At 68.3% G+C, this 24519-nt stretch carries 25 protein-coding genes; 18 read left to right on the top strand and 7 right to left on the bottom strand.

The features are described 5' to 3' along the window. Positions 1–18: 18 nt before the first annotated feature. A complete protein-coding gene (locus GJV26_RS23520; protein WP_229419408.1) occupies positions 19–678 on the top strand; it encodes a glutathione S-transferase family protein in 660 nt (219 codons plus the stop codon). A 15-nt stretch (positions 679–693) separates the two neighbouring features. Here the strand turns inward: GJV26_RS23520 and GJV26_RS23515 are convergent, their stop codons facing one another. The 5 genes from GJV26_RS23515 to GJV26_RS23495 all read right to left on the bottom strand — a co-directional run bounded on the left by GJV26_RS23515 (position 694) and on the right by GJV26_RS23495 (position 4974). Beyond that, entirely contained in the window at positions 694–1026 is a 333-nt protein-coding gene (locus GJV26_RS23515; protein ID WP_155711097.1) for a DUF805 domain-containing protein, read from the bottom strand. A 166-nt stretch (positions 1027–1192) separates the two neighbouring features. Then, positions 1193–2320 (bottom strand): WD40 repeat domain-containing protein, encoded by a 1128-nt coding sequence (locus tag GJV26_RS23510; protein WP_155711096.1) that lies wholly within the window; start codon positions 2318–2320, stop codon positions 1193–1195. Positions 2321–2390: 70 nt separating this feature from the next. After that, positions 2391–3176: a hypothetical protein gene (locus GJV26_RS23505; RefSeq protein WP_155711095.1), complete on the bottom strand. Its 786-nt coding sequence runs from the start codon at positions 3174–3176 to the stop codon at positions 2391–2393. Between the two features lie 53 nt (positions 3177–3229). Then, a complete protein-coding gene (locus GJV26_RS23500; protein WP_155711094.1) occupies positions 3230–3841 on the bottom strand; it encodes a DUF6630 family protein in 612 nt (203 codons plus the stop codon). A gap of 167 nt (positions 3842–4008) precedes the next feature. Next, positions 4009–4974: a cupin-like domain-containing protein gene (locus GJV26_RS23495; RefSeq protein ID WP_155711093.1), complete on the bottom strand. Its 966-nt coding sequence runs from the start codon at positions 4972–4974 to the stop codon at positions 4009–4011. 309 nt (positions 4975–5283) lie between these two features. On the opposite strand from GJV26_RS23495, the gene GJV26_RS23490 reads away from it, so the two are divergent. From GJV26_RS23490 to GJV26_RS23415, 17 genes are all read left to right on the top strand, one after another. Next, positions 5284–6462 (top strand): acyltransferase family protein, encoded by a 1179-nt coding sequence (locus tag GJV26_RS23490; RefSeq protein WP_173346254.1) that lies wholly within the window; start codon positions 5284–5286, stop codon positions 6460–6462. Positions 6463–6710: 248 nt separating this feature from the next. Next, a complete protein-coding gene (locus tag GJV26_RS23485) occupies positions 6711–8537 on the top strand; it encodes a PAS domain-containing sensor histidine kinase (protein ID WP_155711091.1) in 1827 nt (608 codons plus the stop codon). Continuing rightward, positions 8534–8947 (top strand): response regulator, encoded by a 414-nt coding sequence (locus tag GJV26_RS23480; protein ID WP_155711090.1) that lies wholly within the window; start codon positions 8534–8536, stop codon positions 8945–8947. The genes GJV26_RS23485 and GJV26_RS23480 overlap by 4 nt, the downstream gene beginning before the upstream one ends. Beyond that, entirely contained in the window at positions 8937–10469 is a 1533-nt protein-coding gene (locus GJV26_RS23475; RefSeq protein ID WP_155711089.1) for an HD domain-containing phosphohydrolase, read from the top strand. Before GJV26_RS23480 ends, GJV26_RS23475 begins: the two co-directional genes overlap by 11 nt. Then, on the top strand, positions 10466–12505 hold the full coding sequence (locus GJV26_RS23470) for an ATPase, T2SS/T4P/T4SS family (protein WP_155711088.1): 2040 nt from the start codon (positions 10466–10468) through the stop codon (positions 12503–12505). Before GJV26_RS23475 ends, GJV26_RS23470 begins: the two co-directional genes overlap by 4 nt. 26 nt (positions 12506–12531) lie before the next feature. Continuing rightward, positions 12532–13638 carry a type II secretion system F family protein gene (locus tag GJV26_RS23465; RefSeq protein WP_155711087.1) on the top strand — a complete coding sequence of 369 codons (1107 nt, stop codon included), beginning with the start codon at positions 12532–12534 and terminating at the stop codon, positions 13636–13638. A gap of 138 nt (positions 13639–13776) precedes the next feature. Further along, complete coding sequence (locus GJV26_RS29990) at positions 13777–14340, top strand: prepilin-type N-terminal cleavage/methylation domain-containing protein (protein ID WP_216643156.1); 564 nt, start codon at positions 13777–13779, stop codon at positions 14338–14340. A gap of 11 nt (positions 14341–14351) precedes the next feature. Then, positions 14352–14903 carry a pilus assembly FimT family protein gene (locus tag GJV26_RS23455; RefSeq protein WP_155711086.1) on the top strand — a complete coding sequence of 184 codons (552 nt, stop codon included), beginning with the start codon at positions 14352–14354 and terminating at the stop codon, positions 14901–14903. A 6-nt stretch (positions 14904–14909) separates the two neighbouring features. Further along, positions 14910–15353 (top strand): prepilin-type N-terminal cleavage/methylation domain-containing protein, encoded by a 444-nt coding sequence (locus GJV26_RS29820; RefSeq protein WP_173346253.1) that lies wholly within the window; start codon positions 14910–14912, stop codon positions 15351–15353. Next, positions 15350–15796 (top strand): PilW family protein, encoded by a 447-nt coding sequence (locus tag GJV26_RS23450; protein WP_173346252.1) that lies wholly within the window; start codon positions 15350–15352, stop codon positions 15794–15796. Before GJV26_RS29820 ends, GJV26_RS23450 begins: the two co-directional genes overlap by 4 nt. Continuing rightward, positions 15793–16680: a DNRLRE domain-containing protein gene (locus GJV26_RS23445; protein ID WP_155711084.1), complete on the top strand. Its 888-nt coding sequence runs from the start codon at positions 15793–15795 to the stop codon at positions 16678–16680. The genes GJV26_RS23450 and GJV26_RS23445 overlap by 4 nt, the downstream gene beginning before the upstream one ends. Before the next feature lie 17 nt (positions 16681–16697). After that, the gene (locus GJV26_RS23440; RefSeq protein ID WP_155711083.1) at positions 16698–17939 is read left to right on the top strand and encodes a GGDEF domain-containing protein; all 1242 of its coding nucleotides are present in this window, start codon (positions 16698–16700) and stop codon (positions 17937–17939) included. After that, positions 17936–19066 (top strand): pilus assembly protein PilM, encoded by a 1131-nt coding sequence (gene pilM / locus GJV26_RS23435; protein ID WP_155711082.1) that lies wholly within the window; start codon positions 17936–17938, stop codon positions 19064–19066. Before GJV26_RS23440 ends, pilM begins: the two co-directional genes overlap by 4 nt. Then, positions 19059–19688 (top strand): PilN domain-containing protein, encoded by a 630-nt coding sequence (locus GJV26_RS23430; protein WP_155711081.1) that lies wholly within the window; start codon positions 19059–19061, stop codon positions 19686–19688. The genes pilM and GJV26_RS23430 overlap by 8 nt, the downstream gene beginning before the upstream one ends. Next, positions 19685–20230, top strand: coding sequence for a hypothetical protein (locus GJV26_RS29985; protein ID WP_189441680.1), 546 nt, complete (start codon positions 19685–19687; stop codon positions 20228–20230). The genes GJV26_RS23430 and GJV26_RS29985 overlap by 4 nt, the downstream gene beginning before the upstream one ends. Next, the gene (locus GJV26_RS23420) at positions 20227–20595 is read left to right on the top strand and encodes a hypothetical protein (RefSeq protein ID WP_155711080.1); all 369 of its coding nucleotides are present in this window, start codon (positions 20227–20229) and stop codon (positions 20593–20595) included. Before GJV26_RS29985 ends, GJV26_RS23420 begins: the two co-directional genes overlap by 4 nt. After that, on the top strand, positions 20592–21938 hold the full coding sequence (locus GJV26_RS23415) for a type II secretion system protein GspD (RefSeq protein WP_155711079.1): 1347 nt from the start codon (positions 20592–20594) through the stop codon (positions 21936–21938). The genes GJV26_RS23420 and GJV26_RS23415 overlap by 4 nt, the downstream gene beginning before the upstream one ends. 9 nt (positions 21939–21947) lie before the next feature. On the opposite strand, the gene GJV26_RS23410 is transcribed toward GJV26_RS23415, so the two are convergent. After that, positions 21948–22568: a DNA-binding protein gene (locus tag GJV26_RS23410; protein ID WP_155711078.1), complete on the bottom strand. Its 621-nt coding sequence runs from the start codon at positions 22566–22568 to the stop codon at positions 21948–21950. A gap of 31 nt (positions 22569–22599) precedes the next feature. Next, complete coding sequence (locus GJV26_RS23405) at positions 22600–23820, bottom strand: cation:proton antiporter (RefSeq protein ID WP_155711077.1); 1221 nt, start codon at positions 23818–23820, stop codon at positions 22600–22602. Between the last annotated feature and the right edge of the window lie 699 nt (positions 23821–24519).

Genomic DNA, 24519 nt, shown 5'->3' with positions numbered 1-24519 from the left:
AACTGGAATGAATACGAAATGAAGCGAGACCCCGCCATGCAGCTTTTCGACTACGAACTCTCCGGCAACTGCTACAAGGTGCGCTTCCTGCTGCACATGCTGGGCCTGGCGTACGACCGCTATCCGGTCGATTTCCATCCCGGCCGGGAGCACAAGGCCGCCTGGTTCGTCGCGCAGCACAACCCGCTCGGGCAGATCCCCGTGCTGGTCGACGACGGCGTGTCGATCCCCGATGCGCAGGCCATCCTGGTGTACCTGGCCAGCAGGTACGATGCCGCCGGCAGCTGGTACCCGGACGATCCGTTGACCCGCGCGCGCATCCAGGCCTGGCTCGGCATTGCCGGCGAGATCACGCGCACCGCCTCCGCCGCGCGCCTGCACGACGGGTTCGGCTATCCGTTCGACATCGACGCCTGCCGGGCCGGCGCCCGTGCCGTGTTCCGCATGCTCGACGACCACCTGGCGCAAGCCCACAGCCTGGGCCGGAGCTGGCTCGCATCGGGCGATGCGCCGACCATCGCCGACATCGCATGCTTCCCCTATGCCGCGCTGGCGCAGGAAGGCGGCATCGCGCTGGACGAATTCCCGGCGCTGCGCCGGTGGATCGCCGATTTTCGTACCCAGCCCCGGTTCGTGGGCATGGCCGGCATCATGGCGCCGGCATTATCGGCCCACTGACGGCGCCGGCATCCGCTACAGCGGAACGACCTGGGCACCGTAGCGGCTGGCCTTGCTTTCCTGCGCCAGCAGCACGAACAGCACGATCCAGCCGACGAACGGCACGAGCATCACGAGCAGCCACCAGGCGCTGCGGTCGGTATCGTGCAGGCGGCGGGCACCGGCGGCCAGCGAAGGCAGCAGGGTCGCCAGGCTGAAGATCGCGCCGAGCGTTTCGCTGACGAGGCTGACTCCCAGCGAGCCGAGCACGCAGAACAGGGCGAACCACCAGTATTCGGAGCGTTGGGCAACGCCGTCGAACGTGGCGTATTTCTTGAAGCAGGTGGAAATCGATTCGGTGAATGTCATGTCGGTCCCGTCCGTGTGCGCGTGGCGGATGATTAAAGAACATGCAACATACCATGCGGAACCGGGACGAAAAATCACACATTTCCACCGGCGCGCACATATCCACCACGGCGCCCTGATCCGCCAGGTTCAGGGAACACGGCCGGCCGCGGCCGCCGGGCAGCCTTCAGGGCAGTTCGTAGACCCGCACCTTGCCGTTGTTCGGGATGATCAGACCAAGTAGCGGATTCAGGCTGCCCAGGCCGCGCGCGGCGCCGCCCAGCGCGAGGTGGCGGCTGTCGGCGGACATGGCGCAGGCGGCGGGATCGGCGCGGATTTCCTGGATCAGCCGCGTGTGCTGTCCATCCCAAACGCGCGTGCGGCGGCCGATGCCGAGAATGACAAGGTATCGGCCGTCGGGCGAAAAGCAGATACCGCGCACATGCGTACCGCGCCGCCCCGCTTCCTCGTCCAGCAGGTCGCCGGTGCGCGCATCGAAGATCTTCAACGCCGGCGCGCCGTCGTCGGATATGTCGCGCAGGCCCACGGCGACGCGGGTACCGTCCGGGCTCCATGCCACGCGCGCGATCGAAGGCCCCGGCCGCGCCACCCCGCGCGGTTGCGCCGGCAGCGGTTCGATGGTGCGCAGCAGCGCCCGGTCCGCCATGTCGAAGAGGCGTACCTGCTGGCGCGTTTCGCCTTCGCCATGCCAGAGGCCGGCAACCGCCAGCCGGCCGCCATCGGCGCTCAACGCCATGTCGCCGGCGACGAAGTCGTGGTTCGTGACCCGCCAGGCGATCGCGCCCGTGAGCGCATCGCGCGCCGTCACGTCCGTCACCCGCTCGCCGGGCGAGACGGCTGCGTGGACCAGCGTCCTGCCGTCCGGCGCGAAGCGCGTTCCGGCGCACAGCGCGCCGCCGCTCATGTTTCGCTCGAACACGACCATTCCACTTGCCGCATCCCAAACGCGCTCGCCGTTGCCGCACCAGGCGAACAAGCGCCCGTCAGGGCTGTACCCGATCGCACCGGCGGCCGGCACGCTGCCATTGCCGTTGTTGTCGAACGCGATGGCGGTTTTTTTCTCGTCGCGCCAGTCCCATACCTGGGCCTTACCAGCGGGCGCGTACGATGCGGCCGCGAGCTGGCGACCGTCCGGGTGGAAGGCCAGCGCGTCCACCGGATACGGCATGCCGAAGCGGGCGACCTCGGTGACCGCCGTGGCCGCGGGCGCCGCCCGGAGCAGCGAGGTGCCGACGAAAGCGATGCCGACAGCGGCAGCGGCAATGCCCGGCAGGGATCGAACGTGTTTGTGCATGGACGCATGGTACCAGCAGGCCGATACGGCGGCGCCCGCGCGTCCTGCACGGCCTGCCCCTCCCGAGGTGCTACGGCAACGCGGTCGGGGTGCCCTCCGCCGCCATCTGCCGGTCGGTGAGTTCACGGGTGATCGCGCCCGGCTCGTCAAGCTCCCTGGCGGCCCATGCCTTCGATTCTGAGGATTCGAGCCCGGCCAGCAGGGCGTCCCGGAGCGCCGCGGCGCCGGCTTCGCTGCCCTGCCCGCGCAGGACCGCGATGCCGATGGCCACGTCGCGAACCAGGTTCGCCAGCTCGGCGGCCAGGCGCGGCGCGCCAGGCAGTGGCGGGAACATCGGCAACGAACGCGCCGCATCATTGACCATGCCGAGCGCTTTCAACGGATCGCCGCGGTAGCGATCCGCCAGCGCGAAGTCGCCCGCGGCCACGATATCGGGAAGGGCCCGCCAGGCATGCCGGCGCGCCAGCGCCGGGTCGTAGGCATCGAGCGTGACGAACAGGTCCCGGGTCGACCGCGGGTCGCCGAGCGCTTCGTTGAACTCGACGATGAGCGCGAAACGGTCGATCCGGGCGAACATCCGTTCCGCCGTCAGTGCCGGATCGCGCTGGCCGACGTGCGGGTCGCCGGCCAGCAGGCGCCGCACCTGGTCGTCGCGCGCCTCGGCCATCGCCGTCCTTGCCGGGCCATGTTCTTCGGCCAGCTGCTTCCACTCCAGCATCGCCATGAAAAGGTCCGGCCAGGCTGGTTCGGGCATGCGCTCCACGGCGGCGAACGAATGCCGCAGCAGGGCAAGCAATTCATCGAACCGGCCCTGTTCGTGCAGTTCGTTGGCAAGTTTCACATCGAAAGCGGTCATGTTTCTCTTCCGGATATACCCTGGCCGGGCGGTGAAAAAGCGGCCCGCGCCTGTCAGGCGCCGAACACCGCCGACGGCTCGGCCAATGGAATATCGAGTTTCCTGCTCAATTCCTGCAGTTCCGTAAAATGCTCCCTGCGCACCACGACCGCATGCCACGCGTCATCGCCCAGGTCGATCGGAACGAGCCGGTAATCGCGCGTCGCGAGCCAGTCGTTCCAGGCGCGCAGCAAGGCGGCGCAACGGTCGGCGCCGGCGGGCGGCGAGGAAGGTGCCGCGAACTCGCCGAGACCGCGGGCATCGCTCAGGTACTCGATCTGCGCCTCGACCGAGTCGTCGTCCTTGATGTCCGCTTCGATGACGAGGCCGCGCCCGTTCAGTCCATCGAGCAGATCGTACATGTCGCCGTCGAGACGCGGCGCCCTGGCCGTTTCCAGCGCGGCGTCGGTCGCCTGCTGGTCGCCATCGCTGATCAGCTCCACCCAGCGGGCGAACCCCCGCCGTTCGGTACCGGCAGGTTCCGCGCGGGACGCCAGGGGCGGCGGATCGATCGCGATGGCCGGTTCCCCTTGCGGGCCGTGCACGCCGAAGTACGCCGGAGGCACCGGAACGGCTTTTTCCGCACGCCGGCCGAACAGGACGGCAATCATGGACATAATGTTCATTCGTTTTCCGTGTGCAGCCGCGGAGGACCGGCGCCAGGCCGGGGCTGATGATTGTCGAAGCAAAAGCATAGCATCCCTTGCCGGCCCGGAAATACGCACACTGTCACACTGCAACCCGGACCGGCAGTAGCTAACCGGGCCGCAGGCAACCGCGCCGGCGGTCTGCCCTACCTTGCCGCCCGCAGTCCCGCGCCGCCCCGCAGGGCCAGCGGCATGGCCCGGGCCCAGCGGTTCGACGACAGCGAGAACGTCAGCGAGCGTACCTGGTGGTACCAGCCGGCCGGCACATACAGCATGTCGCCGGGATTGACGATGCATTCGATCGTGGCGGCCTGGCGGGCCAGCGGGAAACGGTCGAAGTCCGGCGCCTCGGGATCGAACGGCGAACCGAACAGGATGGCATTGGCCTCGTTCGGATACAGGAATTCGTCGTGATGCGGCGGCGCGAGCATGATGCGCTTGGTGCCCCAGACCTGCGCGAAGACATTGTCGTCGTAGTCGCAGTGCAGCGGTGTCACCGTACCCGCGGGGCCCAGCCAGAAACGCGGCGGCCCCATCTTGTCGAAGTACGAAGGCCAGTGGCACAGCCGGTTCAGCTCGCGCAACTCCAGGTTGCCCAGGTAAGGCGGCAAGCCATCGGTACCGGCGGCGGCCAGGTCGAGGTATTCGAGCAGGCTCATGTCGCGCATCGCCCGGTCCGGCGCGAACGCCGTGTTGATATAGTCGCCCACCCGCGCGCGCACCGGCAGGTGGCTGTAGTGGTCGCGCAGCGCCTGCACCGTGAGCCCGGCGAGCGGCCAGCGGTCGACGACGCCCGTCACCAGGAACGGCAGGCCCTGCGCTGCCCGCGCGCGAAACGCCGCCGTGCCGGGCGCCTTCACGCGCGGCACCTGCGAGATCGCCGGCAGCGTGCGGGCGGCCGCCTTGATCGCCTCGCGCATCGCGCCGATCGACACCACGCCGCGCACCAGCGCATCCCTGCGCTCGCGCGCCTCCCTGTGGGCAGCGCGGTCCGCGGCCGCCGCCTCCGATTCCTGCCTGGTGGGCGGCAACCGGGGCGCGCCGCGCGCGCCCTCCCGGCCCTGCCCGCGCCCCTGGCTGCCCGCCAACCAATCGTTCTTCTCTGCTGCCATATACCCTGCTGTTTACCTGCGGTTGTCGCGACACGCCCCGCCGCCATGCCGCCCCCCCCCGTTGACACGATTTTTCCTGGCCACCGGGGAGGCTCCGAATGACCGATCGCGCGCTCGCGACCATGATTGTAGCGTCCATCATTGTAGCGTCCATGCTGCGCGGCAGCCCCGCTACATCATCGTTCACCTCCGCCCGGGTGCCGGCCGATTCATCCCGCGTGGCCGGCAACACGTCACTTTCCTCCCATGCGGGGCGCGTTCGGGGGTATCTTCAGGCCCCCGCACGATCCAGCCCGTGAAACGACGACCATGACACGCCCCGAACCCTTTTCACGCCAGCCCGGCCCACTCCAGGCCACGGCGCATGCCGGCACCGCGCGCCGCAATTTCGGCATCGACTGCCTGCGGGGCCTGGCCATCGTCCTCGTGATCGTCCACCACCTGGCGCTGCCGTTCCGCCTGCCGCTGGCGCCGAGCCTTTTCGGCGAATGGGTACCCCGGCGCCTGGCCGATGCCATCGGCTTCAACGGCTACGAGGCGGTCTTCATGTTCTTCGTGGTTTCCGGGTTCCTCATCACGGACGGCATCGCCCGGCGGAATGGCGATATCGGCAGCGTCGACCTGCGCCGGTTCTACGCTGCGCGGGCAAAACGCATCCTGCCGCTCCTTGGCGTGGTGCTGGCGGTGCTGACGCTGTTCGCCGCCATAGGCGTGCCGGGGTTCGCTCCCGCACCCGGCCAGCAGACCGTCGGTGCGCTCCTGGGCTCGGCGCTGACATTCACGTTCAACTGGTATGAAGGCCGCACCGGCTGGGCGCCGGCCGGCTGGGACATCCTGTGGTCGCTGTCGATCGAGGAAGTCTTCTACCTGGGCTTCCCGCTGCTCTGCCTCTGGCTGCCGCGCCGGTTGCTGGTCGCCCTGCTGCTGGCGTGGGCGCTGGCCATGGTGCCGCTGCGCGACCTCGTGCCGCGCAGCGACGAGGTATGGTTCGAAAAGGCTTACCTGCCCGGCATGGCGGCCATTGCGTGGGGCGTGCTGGCCGCGCTGCTCGCGCAGCGCTGGCGCCCCGGTGCGACCGCCCGGCGGGCCGCCGGCATCGCCGGCGCAACCAGCATCGTGCTGGTGCTGGGCTGGTCCGATCTCGTGCACCGCCACCTGTTCGGATGCGGCCTGTATGTCCTGTGCATCGGGGCCTGCCTGATGCTGTTGGCCTTCCATGCCCGGCCGCCCGCACCCCGGCGCGGCCTCGGCTGGCTTGCGGCAATGGGGCGCCTCAGCTACGAGCTCTACCTGTCGCACATGTTCATCGTGCTCGCCGCCGTGGCGCTGTATCGCGCGCTGCTGGACGACGTGCAAACCTGGACCTTCATCGTTTACCTGCCCGTGCTGGCCTGCTGCCATGCGCTGGCGCAGGGGCTGGAACACGTGGGCACGCGGCTCGCATCCCTTGTCCGGCCGGGCGTGGCCAGCCCCTCCACCCGGGCCTGACCGCGCGACGGCGCCGGCGCCATGGCCGGCATCGCGTCTTGCCAGACTTTCCCGTCCCGGTGGCCGTGCGTTTGCGCGCCGCGCCCGACCGTGCCCCAGGCGGCGCCCAACCTTGTTCGTATTGCCACGAAAAGCCGCTACCTGTTGTATCCCGGTTCTTTTCGGACGAATCAATTTGCCTCAATGCAACTTTAGTTTTATAGTTGCACAGCTTTCCCGCTGCATCCGCATTCAATCCCAAGGTCCCCATGAAGCTCAACCGTATCGGCATCATCCTGATCGCCTGCGCGCTTGCCGTGATCACGCTCGTTGTCGCGCTGCTCGTCGCGCGCCAGCAGGACAGCCAGGCGGCGCAGGTGCGCGTGAAGGGTGTGGCCCTGGCCAGGTCGCTGGGCGGCATCCCGATGGCGCAGCTGGACGACGGCAAGACCGCCGGGCTGCTGGGCGCGTTGCTGGCCTGGCACGACGACGGCAACTTCGCCTACGCGACGATCACCGACGTCGGCGGCCGTACGCTGGCCGAGGTGGCCAGCCGCGGCGCGATGATGCCGCACGCGCCGTTGCCGCCCGACGCGGCCGCCGGCTTCGGCGAGCGCGACCTGCCCGCCTCGGCGGCCGGCCCGGCGCTGCGCGAATTCTATGGCCCGGCGGCCGACCGCAGCCGCGGCACCGCCTTCGTGCGCGTGGGCTTCCACCAGCCGCGCTATGCCGTGCTGGCGCGCGACGTGTCGTTCCTGGCGCTGCTGGCGCTGATGATGTTCCTGGTGGTACCGGTGATCTACCTGGTGATCAAGCGCGAGATGGCGCCCCTGGCCAGCCTGCACGACGGATTGCGGCAGCTCGCCGCCCCCGACCAGCCGGCGGCGCGCGCCAACGACATGCGCGAGATGGTCGCCGGCATGCAGGCCTGCCTGACGCAGGCGGGCGAGCGCATCGCCCGCCTCGAACAGGGCGAGCGCAATTCGACGGCGGACAACCGCCTGCTGCAATACGGCAGCAAGAAGCTCAACGCCGCGCTGCACTCGCTGCCGGACGGCCTGCTGATGCTCGACCCGGGCGGCGACGTGACGTTCGTCTCCGGCAAGGTGGAACCGCTGCTCGGCATCCCCATGAATGCGCTGCTGGGCCAGCCGGTCGACAGCTGGTGCGTCGACCCGGCGCTGCGCAGCCTGCTGGCACGCTACGGCAGCGACGCCCGCAATTTCGGCCAGGTCAATCACGGCCGCGCGCACAGCGTGGAATTCGCGCCGGCCAACGTGGAAGGCCGGCAGCTGAGCGCCACCGCCCAGCCCCTGAACGGCGGCCACGGCACCATGTCGTTCGGCACGCTGGTGGTGCTGCGCGACGTCACCCGCGAACACCTGGCGCGCCAGGCGGGCAACGACTTCGTGGCGCACGTGTCGCACGAGCTGAAGTCGCCGCTGAACGTGATCGGCATGTATGCCGAGATGCTGGCCGACAGCGACGAGGAAAGCCTGCGGGTGGAGTCGCTGAACGTGATCCAGGACGAGATCGAGCGCATGAACGCGCTGGTCGGCAACCTGCTCAACGTGAGCAAGCTCGACGCCGGCAGCATGAGCCCGGAGCGCAACCGCGTGCGCCTGGACGACATGCTGCGCGATGCGCACGACCAGGCGCTGGCGCGGGTCGAGGGCAAGGGCCTGCGCATGGTGCTCGACCTGCCGCGCGACCTCGATGCCGTAACCATCGACAAGGACCTGTTCCGCATCGCGCTGAACAACCTGCTGACGAACGCGATCAAGTACAACCGCGAGGGCGGCACGGTCACGCTGGCGGCGCGCAACGAGGGGCACGAGATCGTGATCAGCGTGCGCGACACGGGCATCGGCATCGCGCCGGCCGACCGCGACCGCATCTTCGAGAAATTCTGGCGCGTCAGCGAAAGCGGCGCGCCGACGGTCCGCGGCGGCCACGGCCTCGGGCTGTACCTTACCGCGCAGATCGTCGAGCTGCACCACGGCCGCATTGCCGTCGACAGCGAACCCGGTGTCGGCAGCACCTTCTCCATTCACCTGAAAAGCGCGCCCGTTACCACTGGCGCGGCCGTTCTATGACCCAGCGACACATTCTCCTGGTGGACGACGAGCCCCACGTGCTGCGCGTGCTGCGCCTGGCGCTCGAGCGCGAAGGCTACCACGTGACCACCGCCGGCGACGGCCATGCCGCGCTGGCGGCCATGGCGCAGCTGCTGCCCGACGTGCTGATCAGCGATATCCAGATGGACGGCATGGATGGGCGCACGCTGTGCCCGCTGGCGCGCAGCACGTACCCCGACCACCCGTTCCTGATCCTCGTGATGACGTCGATGACGGCGCTCGACGAGCGCGCCTGGGCACGGGCGCTCGCCAATACCGAATTCCTTGAAAAACCCCTCAGCCCGCGCCAGCTGGTGGCGCGGCTGTCACGCCATTTCGCCGCCCCGGCGGCGGCAAGCAACCAGCCGGAGTCCCGTCATGCCTCGTAATTTCCTGTCCAGCCTCGATTATTCCCGCCATGCCCGCTGGCTGCAGCGCATCACCGGCAGCGACCACGCGCTGGCCGTGTGCGACGCGGCCGGCGTGCCCTGCTGGACGGCGCCGGGACACGCCGACCTCGAACACTGGCTGCTGCACCTGAATCCCGAAGGATTCGTGTGGCAGGCCGATGGCGAAGGCATGCAGCGGCACGACACGCCCGACGCCACGCTGCTGTACCAGCCCGTCATGTCGAAGGGCCGGCGCCTTGGCTGGCTCGCGGTGCGCGTGACGAAAGTTCCGGACACGGCGGCGGTACCGTTCGAATGGGATGCGCTGGCCGAGGCGCTGGAAGACGTGGCCGCCGCGATCGGCGACGAATACGGCACGCAGGGCGAACTGGATGCGATGGCCGGCGAACTGTCGGACCGCTACGAGGAACTGCACCTGGTGTACGCGATCGACCGCCAGGTGCAGGACATGACGAGCGGCGAAGACGTGTTCGGCGACCTGCTGCAAAGCTGGGCCGAGCACATGAACGCCGACGTGGCCGCCTTCATCAAGCCGGGCGACAACCTGTGCGTGTCGGCCACCAACCTGTCCGCGCCGATCCACAACCTCGACCTGGTGCTGGTGGAGATGCGCGGCGACCTGTATCGCTTCACGCATTCCTCCCGGCAGCCGCTCGTGATGAACGAGGCGAACGACTCGCGCCGCGCCTACATCTTCACCGACATGCCGTTCAAGATCCTGTGCTGCCCGGTGTTCCAGGACAAATCCGTGGTGGCGATCCTGGTGCTGCTGAACCACGCCGACAAGGAAGATTTCACCAACAGCGACCGCAAGCTGGGCGAAGTGCTGGCCAATCACCTGTCGAGCCTGTCGCGGATGCACAGCATGCTGGCCGAGACCAGCAAGTTCAACGAGCAGATGGCGGCCGCGCTGATCGAGGCGGTGGAAGCGAAAGACCCGTACACGCGCGGCCACTCCGAACGGGTGCACCATATTTCGATGGAGATCGGCCGCGCGCTGCGCCTGCCGCCGCGCGAGCTGGACAACCTGTTCTGGGGCTCGCTGCTGCACGACGTGGGCAAGATCGGCATTCCGGATGCGGTGCTGTGCAAGCCGGGCCGGCTCACGCGCGACGAGTTCACCTTCATCATGGTGCACCCGGAGCGCAGCTACGAGATCCTGCGCCACATCGACCGCCTGAAGGGCGCCGTGCCCGGCGCGCGGCACCACCAGGAAAAGTACGACGGCACCGGCTACCCGCATGGCCTGGAGGGCAACGACATTCCCTACAACGCCCGCATCATCGCGGTGGCCGACACCTACGACTCGATCACCAGTTCGCGCGCCTACCGCGCCGGGCGCAGCCACGAGGTGGCGATGGCGGAAATCGCCCGCGTGGCCGGCGCGCAGCTCGATCCGGGCGTGATCGATGCGTTCGCGCAGTTGTGCCGTGCCGAGCCGGACTGGATCGCCGCGTTCGGCATCGCGCGCGACACGCAACCCGAGAACGCCGCCGCATGACGCCTGGCGCCACCGGCGGGGACACGATCACCCGCAGCCGCATCGGCGCGATGACGTACCTCGCGCCGGTGACGGCGCTCGTGGCCGACGAAGCGGTGCGGGCGCTGCAGGCCGCGCTGAACGAATGCATCGGGCAGCACCAGGTGTCGATCGTGGTCGACCTGGGCAAGGTGCCGCTGCTGTGCGGCCGCGCGCTGGGCATGATGGCCGAGACGGCCGAGCGGCTGGCCGCGCTGGGCGGCTGGCTCAGGCTCGCCTACCCGAATGCGCTGCTGCAGGAAATCCTCGCGGCCACCGGCCTGCAAGAACAGCTGCCGCTGTTCGACGCGCGCGCGGCGGCGCCGCGGCGCACGCGCGAACCAGGCAGCAAGCTGGGCGATATCCTCGTCGAACGGGGCGCCGCCACCGCCGAACAGGTGGCGGAAGCGGCGCGCCTGCAGGAACAGACCGGCAAGCGCATGGGCCTGATCATGGTGGAGCGCAAGTGGATTTCGGAAGCGGCGCTGTACGGCGCGCTGGCCGACCAGCTGAACCTGCCATACGTCACGCTGCGCGCCGGCCTGTACGACCCGCCGGCGCTGGCCGTGCTGGACAGGGACGTGGCGCGCCGCCTGAACGTGCTGCCGCTGTTCCAGGTGCGCGATACGCTGACGGTGGCCAGCGCCGAACCGCAGGCGATCCACAACATCGACGAGATCCGCACCCGCACCGGCTGCCGCATCCGCATCGTGATCGCGCCGCCCGGGGAAATCCGCCGCGTGACCGACGATGCGTACGGCGGTTCGCTGCCCGAGTTCGTGCAGACCGAGGCCAGCGACCTCGAACTGATCGAATCGACGATCCCGGACGACTACACGCAGATCGACGAGATGGCCGGCGCCAGCCCCATCATCAACATGGTCAACGCCGTGATCCAGCGCGCGATCCGCGACAGCGCCAGCGACATCCACATCGAGATCTCGCGCAACCGCGCCCGCATCCGCCTGCGCATCGACGGCATCCTGTACGAAGTGATGACGCCGAAGGTGGAACAGCACCCGGCCATCGTGTCGCGCCTGAAGGTGATGGCCAACCTCGACATCGCCGAACGCCGGCTGCCGCAGGACGGCCGCATCCAGGTGGCCACGCAGGGCCGCACCGTGGACCTGCGTTTCAGTTCCCTGCCCGGTATCTACGGCGAAAAGGTGGTGCTGCGGGTACTGGACAAGAACCAGTCGATCCTCGACGTGGACAAGCTGGGCATGAACGACACCGCCGTGAGCGCGTTCAAGCGGCTGCTGGGCCGCAGCCACGGACTGATCCTCGTGACGGGGCCGACCGGCAGCGGCAAGACCACCAGCCTGTATGCGGCGATCAGCCACCTGAAGAGCATCGAGAAGAACATCGTCACGATCGAGGACCCGGTCGAATACCAGCTCGACATCATCAACCAGAACCAGGTCAACGATGCGATCGGGCTGACATTCCCGAAGATCCTGAAACACGTGCTGCGCCAGGACCCGGACATCATCATGATCGGCGAGATCCGCGACCGCCAGACCGCCGAGATCGCGGTGCAGGCCGCGCTGACGGGCCACCTGGTGCTGACGACGCTGCACACCAACGACACGCTGGGCGCCGTGTCGCGCCTGGTGGAAATGGGCGTGGAACCCTACCTGCTGTCGTCCGCGCTGATCGGCGTGATGGCGCAGCGCCTGGTGCGGCGCGTGTGCCAGGGCTGCCGCACCAGCTACCTGGCCACGCCGGAAGCGGCGGCCGCCTGGCGCTGGCGCGGCAAGGGCGACCTGCGCCTGATGCGCGGGCGCGGCTGTCCGGCGTGCTACGACTCCGGCTACAAGGGCCGGATGGGCATCTACGAACTGCTGGAAGTGGGCAATGACCTGCAGCGGATGATCGTGGCGAACGCCAGCAAGGACCAGCTGGCCGCGCACGTGCAGGCCACCGGCCACCACGACCTGTATGCGGACGGCATGTCGCGCGCCTTCGACGGCCATACCACGCCGGAAGAAATCGCCCGCGTGGTGCACTCGCTGTAATCCACCGCATCCCGTTTTTCCCGCCCATGCCGATCGAACTCGACCCGCCCGCATCCGCCACCGCGCCGAAAGCCGCCATGCGCGTCCCGTTCGGCGAGCGGGCGCCGGGCGTGCGCGAGCGGGTGCTGTTCACCGAGCGGCTGGCACTGCTGCTGGAAACCGGCGTGCCGCTGCATGCCGCGCTGGGCTCGCTGCTCCAGCAGACCGGCCAGCCGCAGTTGCGGCAGATGATCGCCACGATCTCGGAAGACATCCTGGCCGGCGAGCGCTTTTCCACGGCGCTGGGCAGGCACCGGCTGTTCCCGGTCACCTATGTGAACCTGGTCGCGGCCAGCGAGGCCGGCGGCTTCCTGGCCGAGGTGCTGGCGCAACTGGTCGAGATGGACGAGAAGGAGGAACGGCTGCGCGCCACGCTGGTGTCCGCGCTGTCGTATCCGCTGTTCCTGATGGCGTTCTCGGGCGGCGTGGTGCTGTTCATCCTGGTTTCCGTGTTCCCGAAATTCTCGGTCATGTTCGCCTCGATCCACGACCAGCTGCCGTGGACGACGCGCGTGCTGCTCGCCGTGAGCAATACGCTCACGCAGCATGGGGCGCTGGTAACCGGCGCCGTGGCGCTGCTCGGCGCCGGCGGCTGGCTGCTGTTCCGGCGGCCCGAAGCGGGCGTGAAGATCGATCGCCTGAAGCTGCGCGCGCCGCTGCTGCGCGATATCTTCGCCAAGATCTACCTGACCCGCCTGCTGCGCGTGATGGGCATTTCGCTGGAACGGGGCGTGACCATCCTGGCCACGCTGGAAGCCTGCCGCGCCGTGGTGCCCAACGCCGACGTGCAGCGCTTCATCCTCGACCTGGAAGCCGATGTGACGGAAGGAAAAGGCATCGCCGCGGGGTTCCAGAACAGCGCATTCGTGCCGGTTGCCGTGCAGCAGATGATCGCCACCGGCGAGTCCACCGGCACGCTGGGACGCGTGATGAGCCGCGTCGCCGACGCGTACGACCGGGAACTGACGCAGCAGCTGGCGAAGCTGTCGAAGCTGGCCGAACCGGTGATGCTGCTGGTGATGGGCGTGATGGTGGGCACCATCGTCAGTTCGTTGATATTACCTATATTCAAATTGTCACGGGTTGCACATTGAATGTTTCGCACGTGCGACAGATAGAGGAATCTGTCGAATTTTAGTGCCGGACGGAAATGACTTGCGTGTTACTCTATTGCATTACGTATTTCTACTCATAAAGTCATCACAAGTGACTTTTTCACCATAGAGAACAACATGACCAAGAGCTTCAAGCGCGCGGCGGCAGCCGGCTTTACCCTGATCGAACTGCTGATCGTGGTTATCATCCTGGCGATCCTGGCGGCGATTGCGATTCCGCAGTTTTCGGCTTCGGCAGCTGACGCGCAGCAGGCGGCACTGGATGCCAACCTGTCAACCATACGCAATTCGCTGGAACAATACCGGGCGCAGCATACCGGTAACCCATATCCAGGCAACAATGCCTCAGATGGCGGAACTTGCACGGCTACGAAAGGGACTGGCGCTGCGGGCACGCTTCAGGCTTTTGAAGATCAACTGAAAATGCCATCTGACGCTGCTGGCAATACTTGCTCGCTGGCCGACACAACTTATCGCTATGGTCCGTATCTTCGTCAAGGCATTCCTGCTGAACCGATCTGGAATTCCAGTGTAGTAGTAGTAACGAAGACGGGCGCGCCGATCACGGCTGCAGCTGCTACAGCTACCGCCGGCGGTTGGGCATACGATACCAAGTCAGGCCAGTTCATCATGAACAGCCAAAAAACCGATCCGAGCAACAAGAAGTATTCAGAACACTGACCTTACAGCCAATGAGCAGGCGATCACACGGCTACACGCTGGCCGAAATGCTGGCCGTCTGCGCGGTGCTGTCGATCGCCGCAGCCGTCGCCCTGCCGTCGGCCCAGCCGGTGGCGGAATTCCGCGCCGACACCGCCGCCGGCGAAGTCGTGCTGGCATTGCGGTTCGCCCGTGAAGAAGCGTTGCGAACCGGCGAGTGGCGACGCTTCGGCTGCGAAGTGCAGCAGAACCGGATCAGCATCGTCGGCCTGGATACCAGCGGCACGAATGTGCAGGACTCCGACGTTGCGGTGCTCCATCCGGGCAACCGGGCGGCCTATGTCGTGGCGATGAATGCTGCCCCGTTGGGCAGCAACGTGTCGCTTGCCGCCTGCAGCTTCACCTTCGCCGACGGTGCGACGGCATCGACCGTCGCGTTCGACGAAGCCGGCAACCCGGTGCGCGGCACCGGCTCGGCCACCGCCCGCGCACAGGGCCTGGCCGCGGGAACGATCCTGCTCGGCGCAGGCAACGTCACACGCGCGATCGCGGTCGATGTCACCGGCCGCGTTACCACCTTTTGAGTAAAAATGTCCAAGCCGTTTCCTTCCAGCCCCAAGCAGCGGGCAGCCGCCGGCATGACGCTGGTGGAAGCCGTGGTTGCCCTGCTCCTGTTGTCCGTGTGCCTGATCCCGGCCGCCAACGCGCTGCGCGGGGCGATTGCCGCGCCGGGCAACACGGCGCTGGCGGGCCGCGACCTGGACTGCGTGAGCGCGCGGATGGAAACGGTGCTGGCGGAACCGTATGAACGCCTGCTGGCCGCGGCGGGCACGACCACGGCGTTGTCCGCCTACTCCGCCCGGGAAACGGCGGCATGCCCCGCCGTCGGCGTGTCCATTGCCCGCTACGGCAACGACACCACCAAGGCGATCGGCACGGCCGGCGCGGGCGACAACCTGCTGTATGTGCAGGCGCGCCTGGCCGACACGAAGGCCGGCAACACCTTCCCCCTGACCACGCTGGTGGCGCGATGACCCCGGCGAGCATGCAACGCGGCTTCACGCTGGCCGAGCTGCTCGGCGGGCTGGCGATCGCGGCGATCCTGGTGTTGCCGCTGGTGGACATGCTGCGCGCCGGCACCAAGAGCGCGCGCAGCGTGCGCGCCGCGCTCGACCTGAACAACGATGCCCGGTTCGCGCTGGGCCGCATTGCCGCACGCGCCGCCGACACGATAGTCGAGCCGCCCGGGGCCGGCCTCACGCCGGCAGCCTTGCAGACGCGCCTCGGCTTTGCGACGGAAGGCACGAACCTGGTGGAAACCGGCAAGGGTGTGATCGCCGCCAACGTCACGGCATTCAAGCTGGCGGCACCGGAAGTCGTCGACGGGCTGCCGCTGCTTTCCGTCGAGATGACGCTGAGCGCGGACGGCAATACCATCACGCGCGCGCGCGCCCTCCGCCTCAAGGTCCAGCCATGATCCGCAGGCAATCCGGCGCGCTGCTGCTGATGGTGGCCCTGCTGCTGGCCATCATCGCCGCCCTGTCGTTCGGCCTGAACCGCGCGGCCGGCATGGATGCCGTGGCCGTGAAGAACGATTACGACGTGCGTGCCGCCCGCTACCTGGCCGAAGCTGGCGTGGCGGCTGCGCGCTGGAGCAACCAGGTCAAGGGCTGCACCAGCGCATCCATCCTGCCCACCGCATTCGGCACCGGGAACTTCGAGGCGTCCGTCACGAAATCCGGTTCGAAGCGGCTGAACATTTTCGCGACCGGCACAGCCGGCAACGGCGTGGTGCGCACGGTAACGCGCAACGGCGTCGATATCGTCGACTTCAACGCGAAGACGAGCTCGTCAGACCTGGGCGCCGCCGCCCTCGACACGACAATCGATGCCGGCAGCGCGTCGCCCGACAGCGCCGCTGCCAGCCTGTCGCTCGCCTCCGGTACCGCCCATGCGCTGCTGTACTGGCCGGCCAGCGAAATCGGCAGCGATACACGGGTGCTGTCCGCCACGCTGATCCTCACGCAGAACGGTTCGAGCGCCGTCGCCCGGCCGGTCGGCGTGCACCGCGTCACCACGCAGTGGGACGCCAACGCCACCTGGTTCATGCCCCGCTTCTACGCGTGGTGGACCGGTGGCAACTATGCCGCTACCGCCGCCGCCACTACCGGCGTCGCCGGCGCCGGCTCCTACTCGTGGGACGTGACAAGTCTCGTCGACGGCTGGGTCACCGGCCGACTGGCCAACTACGGCATGCTGCTGCGCCTGGTCAATCCCGGCCAGGCCGTTGTGTTCTACAGCCACGACGCGAGTGAAAGCCGTCGCCCCATCCTGCGGGTCGTTACCGCCAAAGCCTGTTAACCCTCATGACACAACCGATGCCATTCTTCGCCGCCCCGACCCCGCTGCGAACGTTGCTGGGTACGCTGCCAATGATCTGGTCGTCCACGCGGTTCTCCGCGCAGGACCTGGCCGATTACGCCACGCCCCACATCGAACGCGATACCCGCCAGGGCGTTGCCCTGCTTGCCGCCGCCGCGCTGCTGTTCCTGGCCCAGGCCTGGGCCTTCGCCGCCTGGTTCGACCTGGGCCGCGCCTACACCGATACCTACGTGCTGCTGGTCGCCCTGGCGCTGCACATCCGCTTTTCGGCGACGCGCGTGCGCGACGTGCAGGCGCTGAACCTGCTGGCGATGGCCCTCCTGATCATCTGCGCCGCCGCGCTCGTGCTGCTGGCGCGCGAAGCCGGCAGGCTGCACGTGATGGTGCTGCTCAGCGTGGCCACGCTGCACATGCTGATTCCGCTGATGCCGTGGGGCCTGCGCGAAGCGTCGGCGACCAGCCTGGCCATCTACACGATGTTTACATCGCTCACGTTCTTCTCGCACCGGCACTTCGGCAACGTGGAACCATGGGCGCTGCAGTTCACGATGCTCACGACATCGATCCTTTCGCTGGCACTGGTGGCGCGCGCGCTGGGGCTGCGAAAGCACGACCTGGCGATGCGCTTCGGGCTCGAGCGCGTGAGCGCGGACATGGCGGCGCTGGCCGAGCGCGACCACCTCACCGGCGCGTGGAACCGGCGCTTCCTGCAGCGCGGCTTCGAACGCCTGGTGGCGGCCCATGCGGCACGCGGCACGCCCGCCTGCTTCGGCCTGCTCGACATCGACCACTTCAAGCCGCTCAACGACACCTACGGCCACCGCCATGGCGACCGCGTACTGCAGGCGCTGGCCGCGGCGTTCGGCGACCTCGACGGCGACCTGGAGTGCCTGGTGCGCCTGGGCGGCGACGAATTCGCGTTCATCATCACAGGCACGCCGGCGCCGGTGGCGCGGCTGCAGCGCATGCTCGACGACGCCTCGGAACGCGCGCTGGCCGCCGCCGGGAACGCGGCGCCCGCCCCTACCGTGAGCGCTGGGATGATCCTGCTGGACGAGGCCAGAGCCTGCACGCTCGATGCCGCCTATGCGCGAGCGGACGAACTGCTGTACGAAGCGAAGCGCGCCGGCGGCGCCCGCATCCGGCACGAGATCGTTGCCGACGCGGCAGCAAATGCGCGCGCCACCATCGCGGTCGCCGCGCTGCCCGCCCCGGCGGCGAAAGCCGACGCGCCATGAGCCTGCGCGAGCTCCTGGCGGGCATCGGCGCGCGCGGCCGGCGGCCGGCGGTGCGGCCGATCGGGGCCGACTTCGCCGCCACCCGCCTGAACCTGGTGCAGGCTGATGTGCACGACGGCCGCTGGCGGCTGCGTGCCGCGGCATCGGTTCCCTACCCGGTGCCGCGCGCCGAACTGCTCGCCGCGCCGAAGCAGCTGGCCCGTTTCGTCGATGCCGCGCTGCGCTCGGCGCCGTTCCAGGGCCGGCGCGTGGTCTCGGCGCTGCCGCCGGCCGATGTGCGCATCCTGCCGCTCACGGTGCACCTGGCGCAGGGGCAGCCGGAAGCGAAGGCCGTGGCCAAGGCGGCGGCCGAGCAGCTCGGCGAGGCCGCCGCCGAGTATGTGCTGGATTACTACCAGGTGCGCGGCGCCGATGCGGACGGCGCCGAACGGCAGGTGCTGGTGGCCGCCGCGCTGCGCCCGCGCGTGCTCGGTTACCTGGCGACGCTGGAGGCGGCCGGCTTGGCCCCGCAGGCGCTCGACATCGGCCCCACCGCCATCAGCCGCCTGCTGGCGACCATGCACGGCAACGAAGTGGGGCAATCGGTGGCCCTGCTCAACTTCGGCACCGGCAAGAGCTACCTGACCGTGATCTGGGGCCGCCGCCTGATGCTCGACCGCGAGATCGACTTCGGCGAGGAACGCCTGTCCGGCAGTCTCGCGGCGGCGCTCGAACTGCCGCCCGAAACCGCCACGCACCTGCTGCGCGAGCATGGCATCGGCGCCCGCAACGGTGCCGCGGCCGATGACACGGACAGCGCGGACAGCGCGCACGGCGAGCTGGGCCGGGCGATCCGGGAAATCCTGCATGCCGATTGCCAGGCACTGGCCGACGAGCTGGCGCATACCCAGGTCTACGTGGCGTCGCGCACGCGCGGCAGTTCGATCAGCCGCATCTACCTCAACGGCAGCCTGGCGCGCTACCCGGATATCCAGGCCCGCATCGGCGAACTGATCGACGTGCCGGTGCACCTGCTCAATCCGCTGGGCGCGTTCGACCACGCGCTGCCGGAAGCGCGCGCGACCGAGCTCGCCACGCCGGTCGCGCTGGCCGCAGGCCTGGCATTGCGGGGAGGCCTGCATGGCTGATATCGACATGATCCCGCGCAGCTGGCGCGACGCCATCCGCGTGCGCCGCGCGATACGCCGCACGGCGATCGCGCTGGCCGTCGTAGCGATTGCCACCGCGGCAGGGAATGCGGCCTTGCGCTGGCGCGGCGCGGAGTTCGACCGCAAGGCCGCCGCCCTGAAGGCCGCAGCTACGCGAGCCCTGTCCGACCAGGCCCGCGACGCCACCCTGCTGGAGGCGCACGAGCGCCGCATGCGGCAGGACGCGCTGCTGCGCACGCTGCGCCGCCAGGGTGAGCTTGCCGCGTTCGCGCAGGCCATCGACACGGCGCTGCCGCCGGACGCATGGCTGACGGGCATCGTGCTGCGTCGCGATCTTCAGGAGCCGGATGCGGCCGCCGGCTCGGGCGACAAGCCACCCACGCCGGGGCAGGAGCCGGCGCGGAACGACGCGCCGCCGGGCAGCATCGTGGAACTCTCCGGCGAAGCGCTGAACTACGAGGCCGTGACCGCATTCCTCGCGCAGCTGGGCCGCGCGCCCGGCGTGGCCACGGTGCAGCTGCGGTCGAGCGGCGCGGGCACTGGGGCGCAGGCCATCGGTTTTCATGCCGTCGTCGCGCTGGCCTGGAAGGACCGGCCATGAACGAACGCCTGCATGCCGCATTGGCGGCGCTACCCGCGCGCCAGCTGAACCTGCTCTGCGTGGGCGTGGTGGCGATTGCCGCCATGCTGGCGTGGACGGCGGGCCTGCGCGGTCCGCTGGCCGCCTACCGGCAGCAGCGCGCGGCGTTGACGGCACTGGAACTTTCCGCGGCCGCCGTGCCGGCCCGGGGGACCGTACCGGCACCGGCACCGGCACATGCACCCGCGCCACCGGCTGCCGTGCCCGCGCCGCTCGTTCTGGTGGCCGAGGTCAGCCGCAGTGCCAGGCTGGCCGGCGTGGAGGTATCGTCCGCGGCGCAAGGCGCGGAACGCAGCGTGGCCGGGCTGCGCCAGCAGGTGATCGACATCGCCGCCACCGGCGGCTATGGCGACATCCTCGCCTGGCTGGACGATATCGAACGCACCCAGCCGGCGGCCGGCATCGTGCAGCTCGGCCTGCATGCCCGCGATGGCGGCGATGGCGGCGGGCGCCGCAAGGTGACGCTGCAGCTGGCCATCTACGCACCGGCGGACCGGCCATGAAGCACGCTTTCACGACCATTTTCGCGCTGGCCCTGCTGCCGGCCGTGGCGGACATGGCCGCCGCCGCGCCCGCCGGCCATCCGCTGCGCGACCCGTTCGCGCGCCCTGCGCCGGCCGCATCGGCGTCCACGCAGGTCGAAGAGGCGCCGCCGGCACCGCTGCGCCTGCGCGCGCTGATCCTCAACGGCGCGCATTCGCTGGCGAACATCGATGGCGACGTCCTGTCCGCCGGCGATCGCGGCGCCGGCTATACCGTGCTGCGCATCGATGCGCGCGGCGCGCTGGTCGTGCGCAACGGCCGGCAACAACTGCTCGTGATGAGCGACCCCGGGCAGGCACGCCCGCAAACCAAGGATTCCGAATGACACCGCGGCACTCTCTGCTCCTGCTGGCCATGCTGCCGGCGCTGTTCCCCTGCTTCGCCGCCCCGGCCTCGCCGTCAGGCCAGGCCCCCGCCGCCAATGCCGCGCAGGCGAACGTCGCTTCGACCGCCGTCATGTCGTACACGTTCCGCGACACGCCCATCGGCGAACTGTTCAACATGATTTCGCGCACCGCGCGGGTCAACATCGTGCTGGGCCGCGGCGTTGCCGGCAACGTCTCGATCAACCTGTACGACCTGACTGTGCGCCAGGCGGTGTACGCCATCGCCGAAGCCGGCGGCTACGCGGTGAGCGAGCGGGCCGGCGGCTTCTTCATCGCCGACCCGAAATCGGTGACGAAGGATGCCGCCGGCACGCTGGTGAAATCGCTGAAGGTGCGCTATGCCGACGTGAAGAAGGTCGGCGAGATCCTGGCGCGCCAGGTGGGCGAGCTGGGCACCGTGACGGTGCTGGAGCAGACGAAAAGCGTGGTGATCGAATCGACCGAGGCGGGCATCGCCCGCGCCACGCTGGCGCTGCGCGCGATCGACACGGCGCCGCAGCAGATCCTGATCGAGGCGAAGATCCTCGAGATCACGCTGGACCAGAACGAGAACTTCGGCGTCGACTGGTCGCGCGTATTCAACGGCAACGGCCCCGACGTGGTGGGCGCGACGGACTTCGCCAGCCGCGTGGGGCCGCGCTTCTACCTGAACGTGGTGAACAACAGCATCGAGGCTTACCTGAGCGCCCTCAGCAACAAGGGCCGCGTGCACACGCTGGCGACGCCGCGCCTGCTCGCCCTGGAAGACCAGGAAGCGACGACGAACGTGGGCGACCAGCTTGGCTACCGGCTGACGACGACGATCAACAACGTGACGACCGAATCGATCCAGTTCCTCGATACCGGCGTGATCCTGCGGGTGACGCCATCGGTCGATGCCGACGGGCGCATCATGCTGAAGGTGCGGCCGGAAGTGAGCTCGGGCTCGGTGTCGGCGGGGATTCCGTCGAAGAAGACCACCGAGGTCAACACGCAGCTGGTGGCCAACGACGGCCAGCCGGTGCTGATCGGCGGCCTGATCAAGAACAGCCGCACTTACCGCCGGCAGGGCCTGCCGATCCTGGCCGATTTGCCGGTGATCGGCCGCGCCTTCTCCAGCACCGACGACGGCGGCAGCACCACCGAGACCATCGTGGTCATCACGCCGCGCATCGTGCCGGCGGGCGGCGCGGCGATCGACGATGTGACCGAGCGCAAACTGCACCAGGCGGAGCACGGCATGGAACAGCGTTCCGATGCGCTCGACCGCAAGCTGGAGCGCATCGCGCCGTCGAGACCCTGAGCGGTTCCCTCAGGACGGCAGCAACCCCGCCGGATGCACGCTTTCCAGGTCGAACACTTCTGAGCGGGCGCCGGCAAGGATGATGGTGAACGGCGAACTGTCGCGGTGCCCGCAGCGCGAGTTCGACAGCAGACCGCCGAAATTGCCGAAGCCTTCCTTGCCGAAGCCTTCTTTTCCCACCCTGGCACCGCCGGCGTTCCCGCCACGCGGGGTACCCCGCTCGCGGGGCGCATCCGCCGGGCGTGCCGGCGCCGCCTCGCCTTCGAGCGTTTCGAGTCGCGCGGCCAGCGCCGCCACGGTGCCGCGCAGGTCGGCCAGTTCCGCATCCCTGGCGCGCAGCAGGGCGTCGCGCTCGGCCAGCAGTGCCTGCAGGCGCCGCTCGGCATCCGCATGCAGCGTGTCGGCCAGCTGCGCGACGATGGCCTGCAGCGAGCGTTCCGTATCGGCGCGCCGGATGGCGCCGCCCGCCTCCTCGCCGGCCAGCTCCTTCAGGTACCTGTGGATGGTCGACTTGGAGCCGGTATCGCCCAGCGCGCGCCGCACCGCGTCGGCGGAAGGATACGATCCGGCCGCCAGCAGTTCGTCGCGGATCGCCCTGACCTGCTGTTTCGTGAGCCCGTTACGCGCCATGCCGTTGTGCCTTTTCGTTATTGCCCTGTCATCAGGAACTGGCCTGCCCCACCAGGCCGCGGTTCTGTGCCCGGTTCAGTTTCGGGTGCACCACGGGGATCGTCAGCATGGTACTGCCCACGGCCATCAGCAGCAAGGCCGTGAAGGTTTCGCTGGTGATGATGCCTTTGTCGAGCAGGATGTTGGCGAAGATGATCTCGATCAGGCCCTTCGATTGCAGCAGCCAGCCGATGATCGAGGCTTCACCGCTCTTCCATTTCAGCATGCGCCCGGCGATATGCGCGCCGGCCAGCTTGCCGCCCACGGACGCCAGCAACAGCAGGCCGGCCACGAAGAAGACCTGGTAGCCGCCCTGATCCCCGCCGATCTCCCACCTTGTGCGCAGGCCGGTGCTGAGGAAGAACACCGGCATCATCACCAGCAGCACATTCTTGAACAGCGTATCGAGCTGCTCCTGCCCGAACCAGTCGGCATCCATCACCACGCCGGCCAGGAAGGCGCCGACCATGAAGTGCAGGCCGGCCCAGTCGGCGCCGAAGCCGCACGCCACCAGCCAGATCAGGGCCACGTACCAGCGGTCGCTCTGCTGCAGGCGCACCATCAGGCGGCGATAGAGGAACGTCAGCACGCCGAACGCCACGAGGAAGCCGATCTGGCGGCCCACGCGTTCCCAGTCGAGCATGATCAGCGCGAGCACGCCCCAGATGGCCACGTCGTCGAGGCTGGCATAGCGGAGGATGCGCTGGCCCATCGGCTGGCGCAGGATATCGAGCTTTTCGAGCAGCAGCACCAGCACCGGCAGCGCGGTCACGGCGCAGGCCATGCCGGTGCCCAGCAGGAACTGCCACGTGGCCGCCTTCGGCCCGATCCAGCCGGGATACGCCAGCAGCAGCAAGGCCGCGCCGCAACCGAACAGCAGCGGCATCGCCAGCGACAGGCTGGCCGTGGTGGCGCTTTCGCGGCGATATTGCCACACCTTCTTCAGGTCCAGCTCGATGCCGGCCAGCATCACGAACAGCATCACGCCCCACAGCGCGATGCCGTTCAGCGTCTTCACCACATCCGGCTGGAACACGAACTTGTAATACTCCGGCATCGCCACGCCCAGCACGCCGGGGCCCAGCACGATGCCCATGATGATCTGCACGATCACCAGCGGCGCGAAATAGTCGGTCCTGCCCAGGCGCCAGATTAGGAACGGCACAACGAAGATCAGCAGCATCGCCAGCAAAAACACTTCCGTGGTGTTCATAGGTCTCCCAGCATCTTGGTTGGTTGTTATGTAATTACGTACTGTCGGCGATGTTAGCGGAGAGTTGGTAGTTTTGAAAGCGTTTTCAGGACGATAGTGGTACCGTTTCCACAAGGGCGTGAAAACAGGAGGAAGATTGAGACGGCCTTGCAAAGCCTTTCGACGTATCGCCAACGGATGAGTGAGCAGGCGCGCGAAGAAAGGCTTGATGGGGAGCGGATCGCCGTGTGGAAGGGCGCGCAGTCTGCGAAAATGGTGTAGCGACCCGTGGGGCGTTGAAGGACCCACTACCATGTCCAGGCGTTCCGCGCGACTCGATGCCGTAGCGTGCGTTGCGTGTCGTGATTCTTCGCCGGCGCCGTCACGCCCGATGCGCTACCAGCCGAGCCTGCGTTCGTTCGTGAAGGCGCACCCTTACACGCAATGCCACTGCCGCATCCAAGCTCATGCAGAAGGTACTCCAAAGTTATTCCTGTTTTTTCGGGCAACCAGGACTCCCGTCACGGCTGTATGATCATTGACTGGCGACCGTTTACCGTCTTGGATATTTACCGTGAGTTGGAAGATGAGCTTTCGTAAGCAACAAAAAGTCTTCGGGGAGAAGTGCTTCGGCCATGGCATCGGTGCGGCTAAGGCCACGATCGTCATCTCGGCGCCCGACCCGTGGTCGCGTACGACCGCTTGCGCCCAAGGCTGTGC

Origin of the sequence: Pseudoduganella dura, from assembly GCF_009727155.1 — a bacterium.
Lineage (GTDB): Bacteria > Pseudomonadota > Gammaproteobacteria > Burkholderiales > Burkholderiaceae_D > Rugamonas > Rugamonas dura.
The sequence above is the reverse complement of the archived record's forward strand: the minus strand, read 5'-3'. Positions and strand labels throughout refer to the sequence as shown.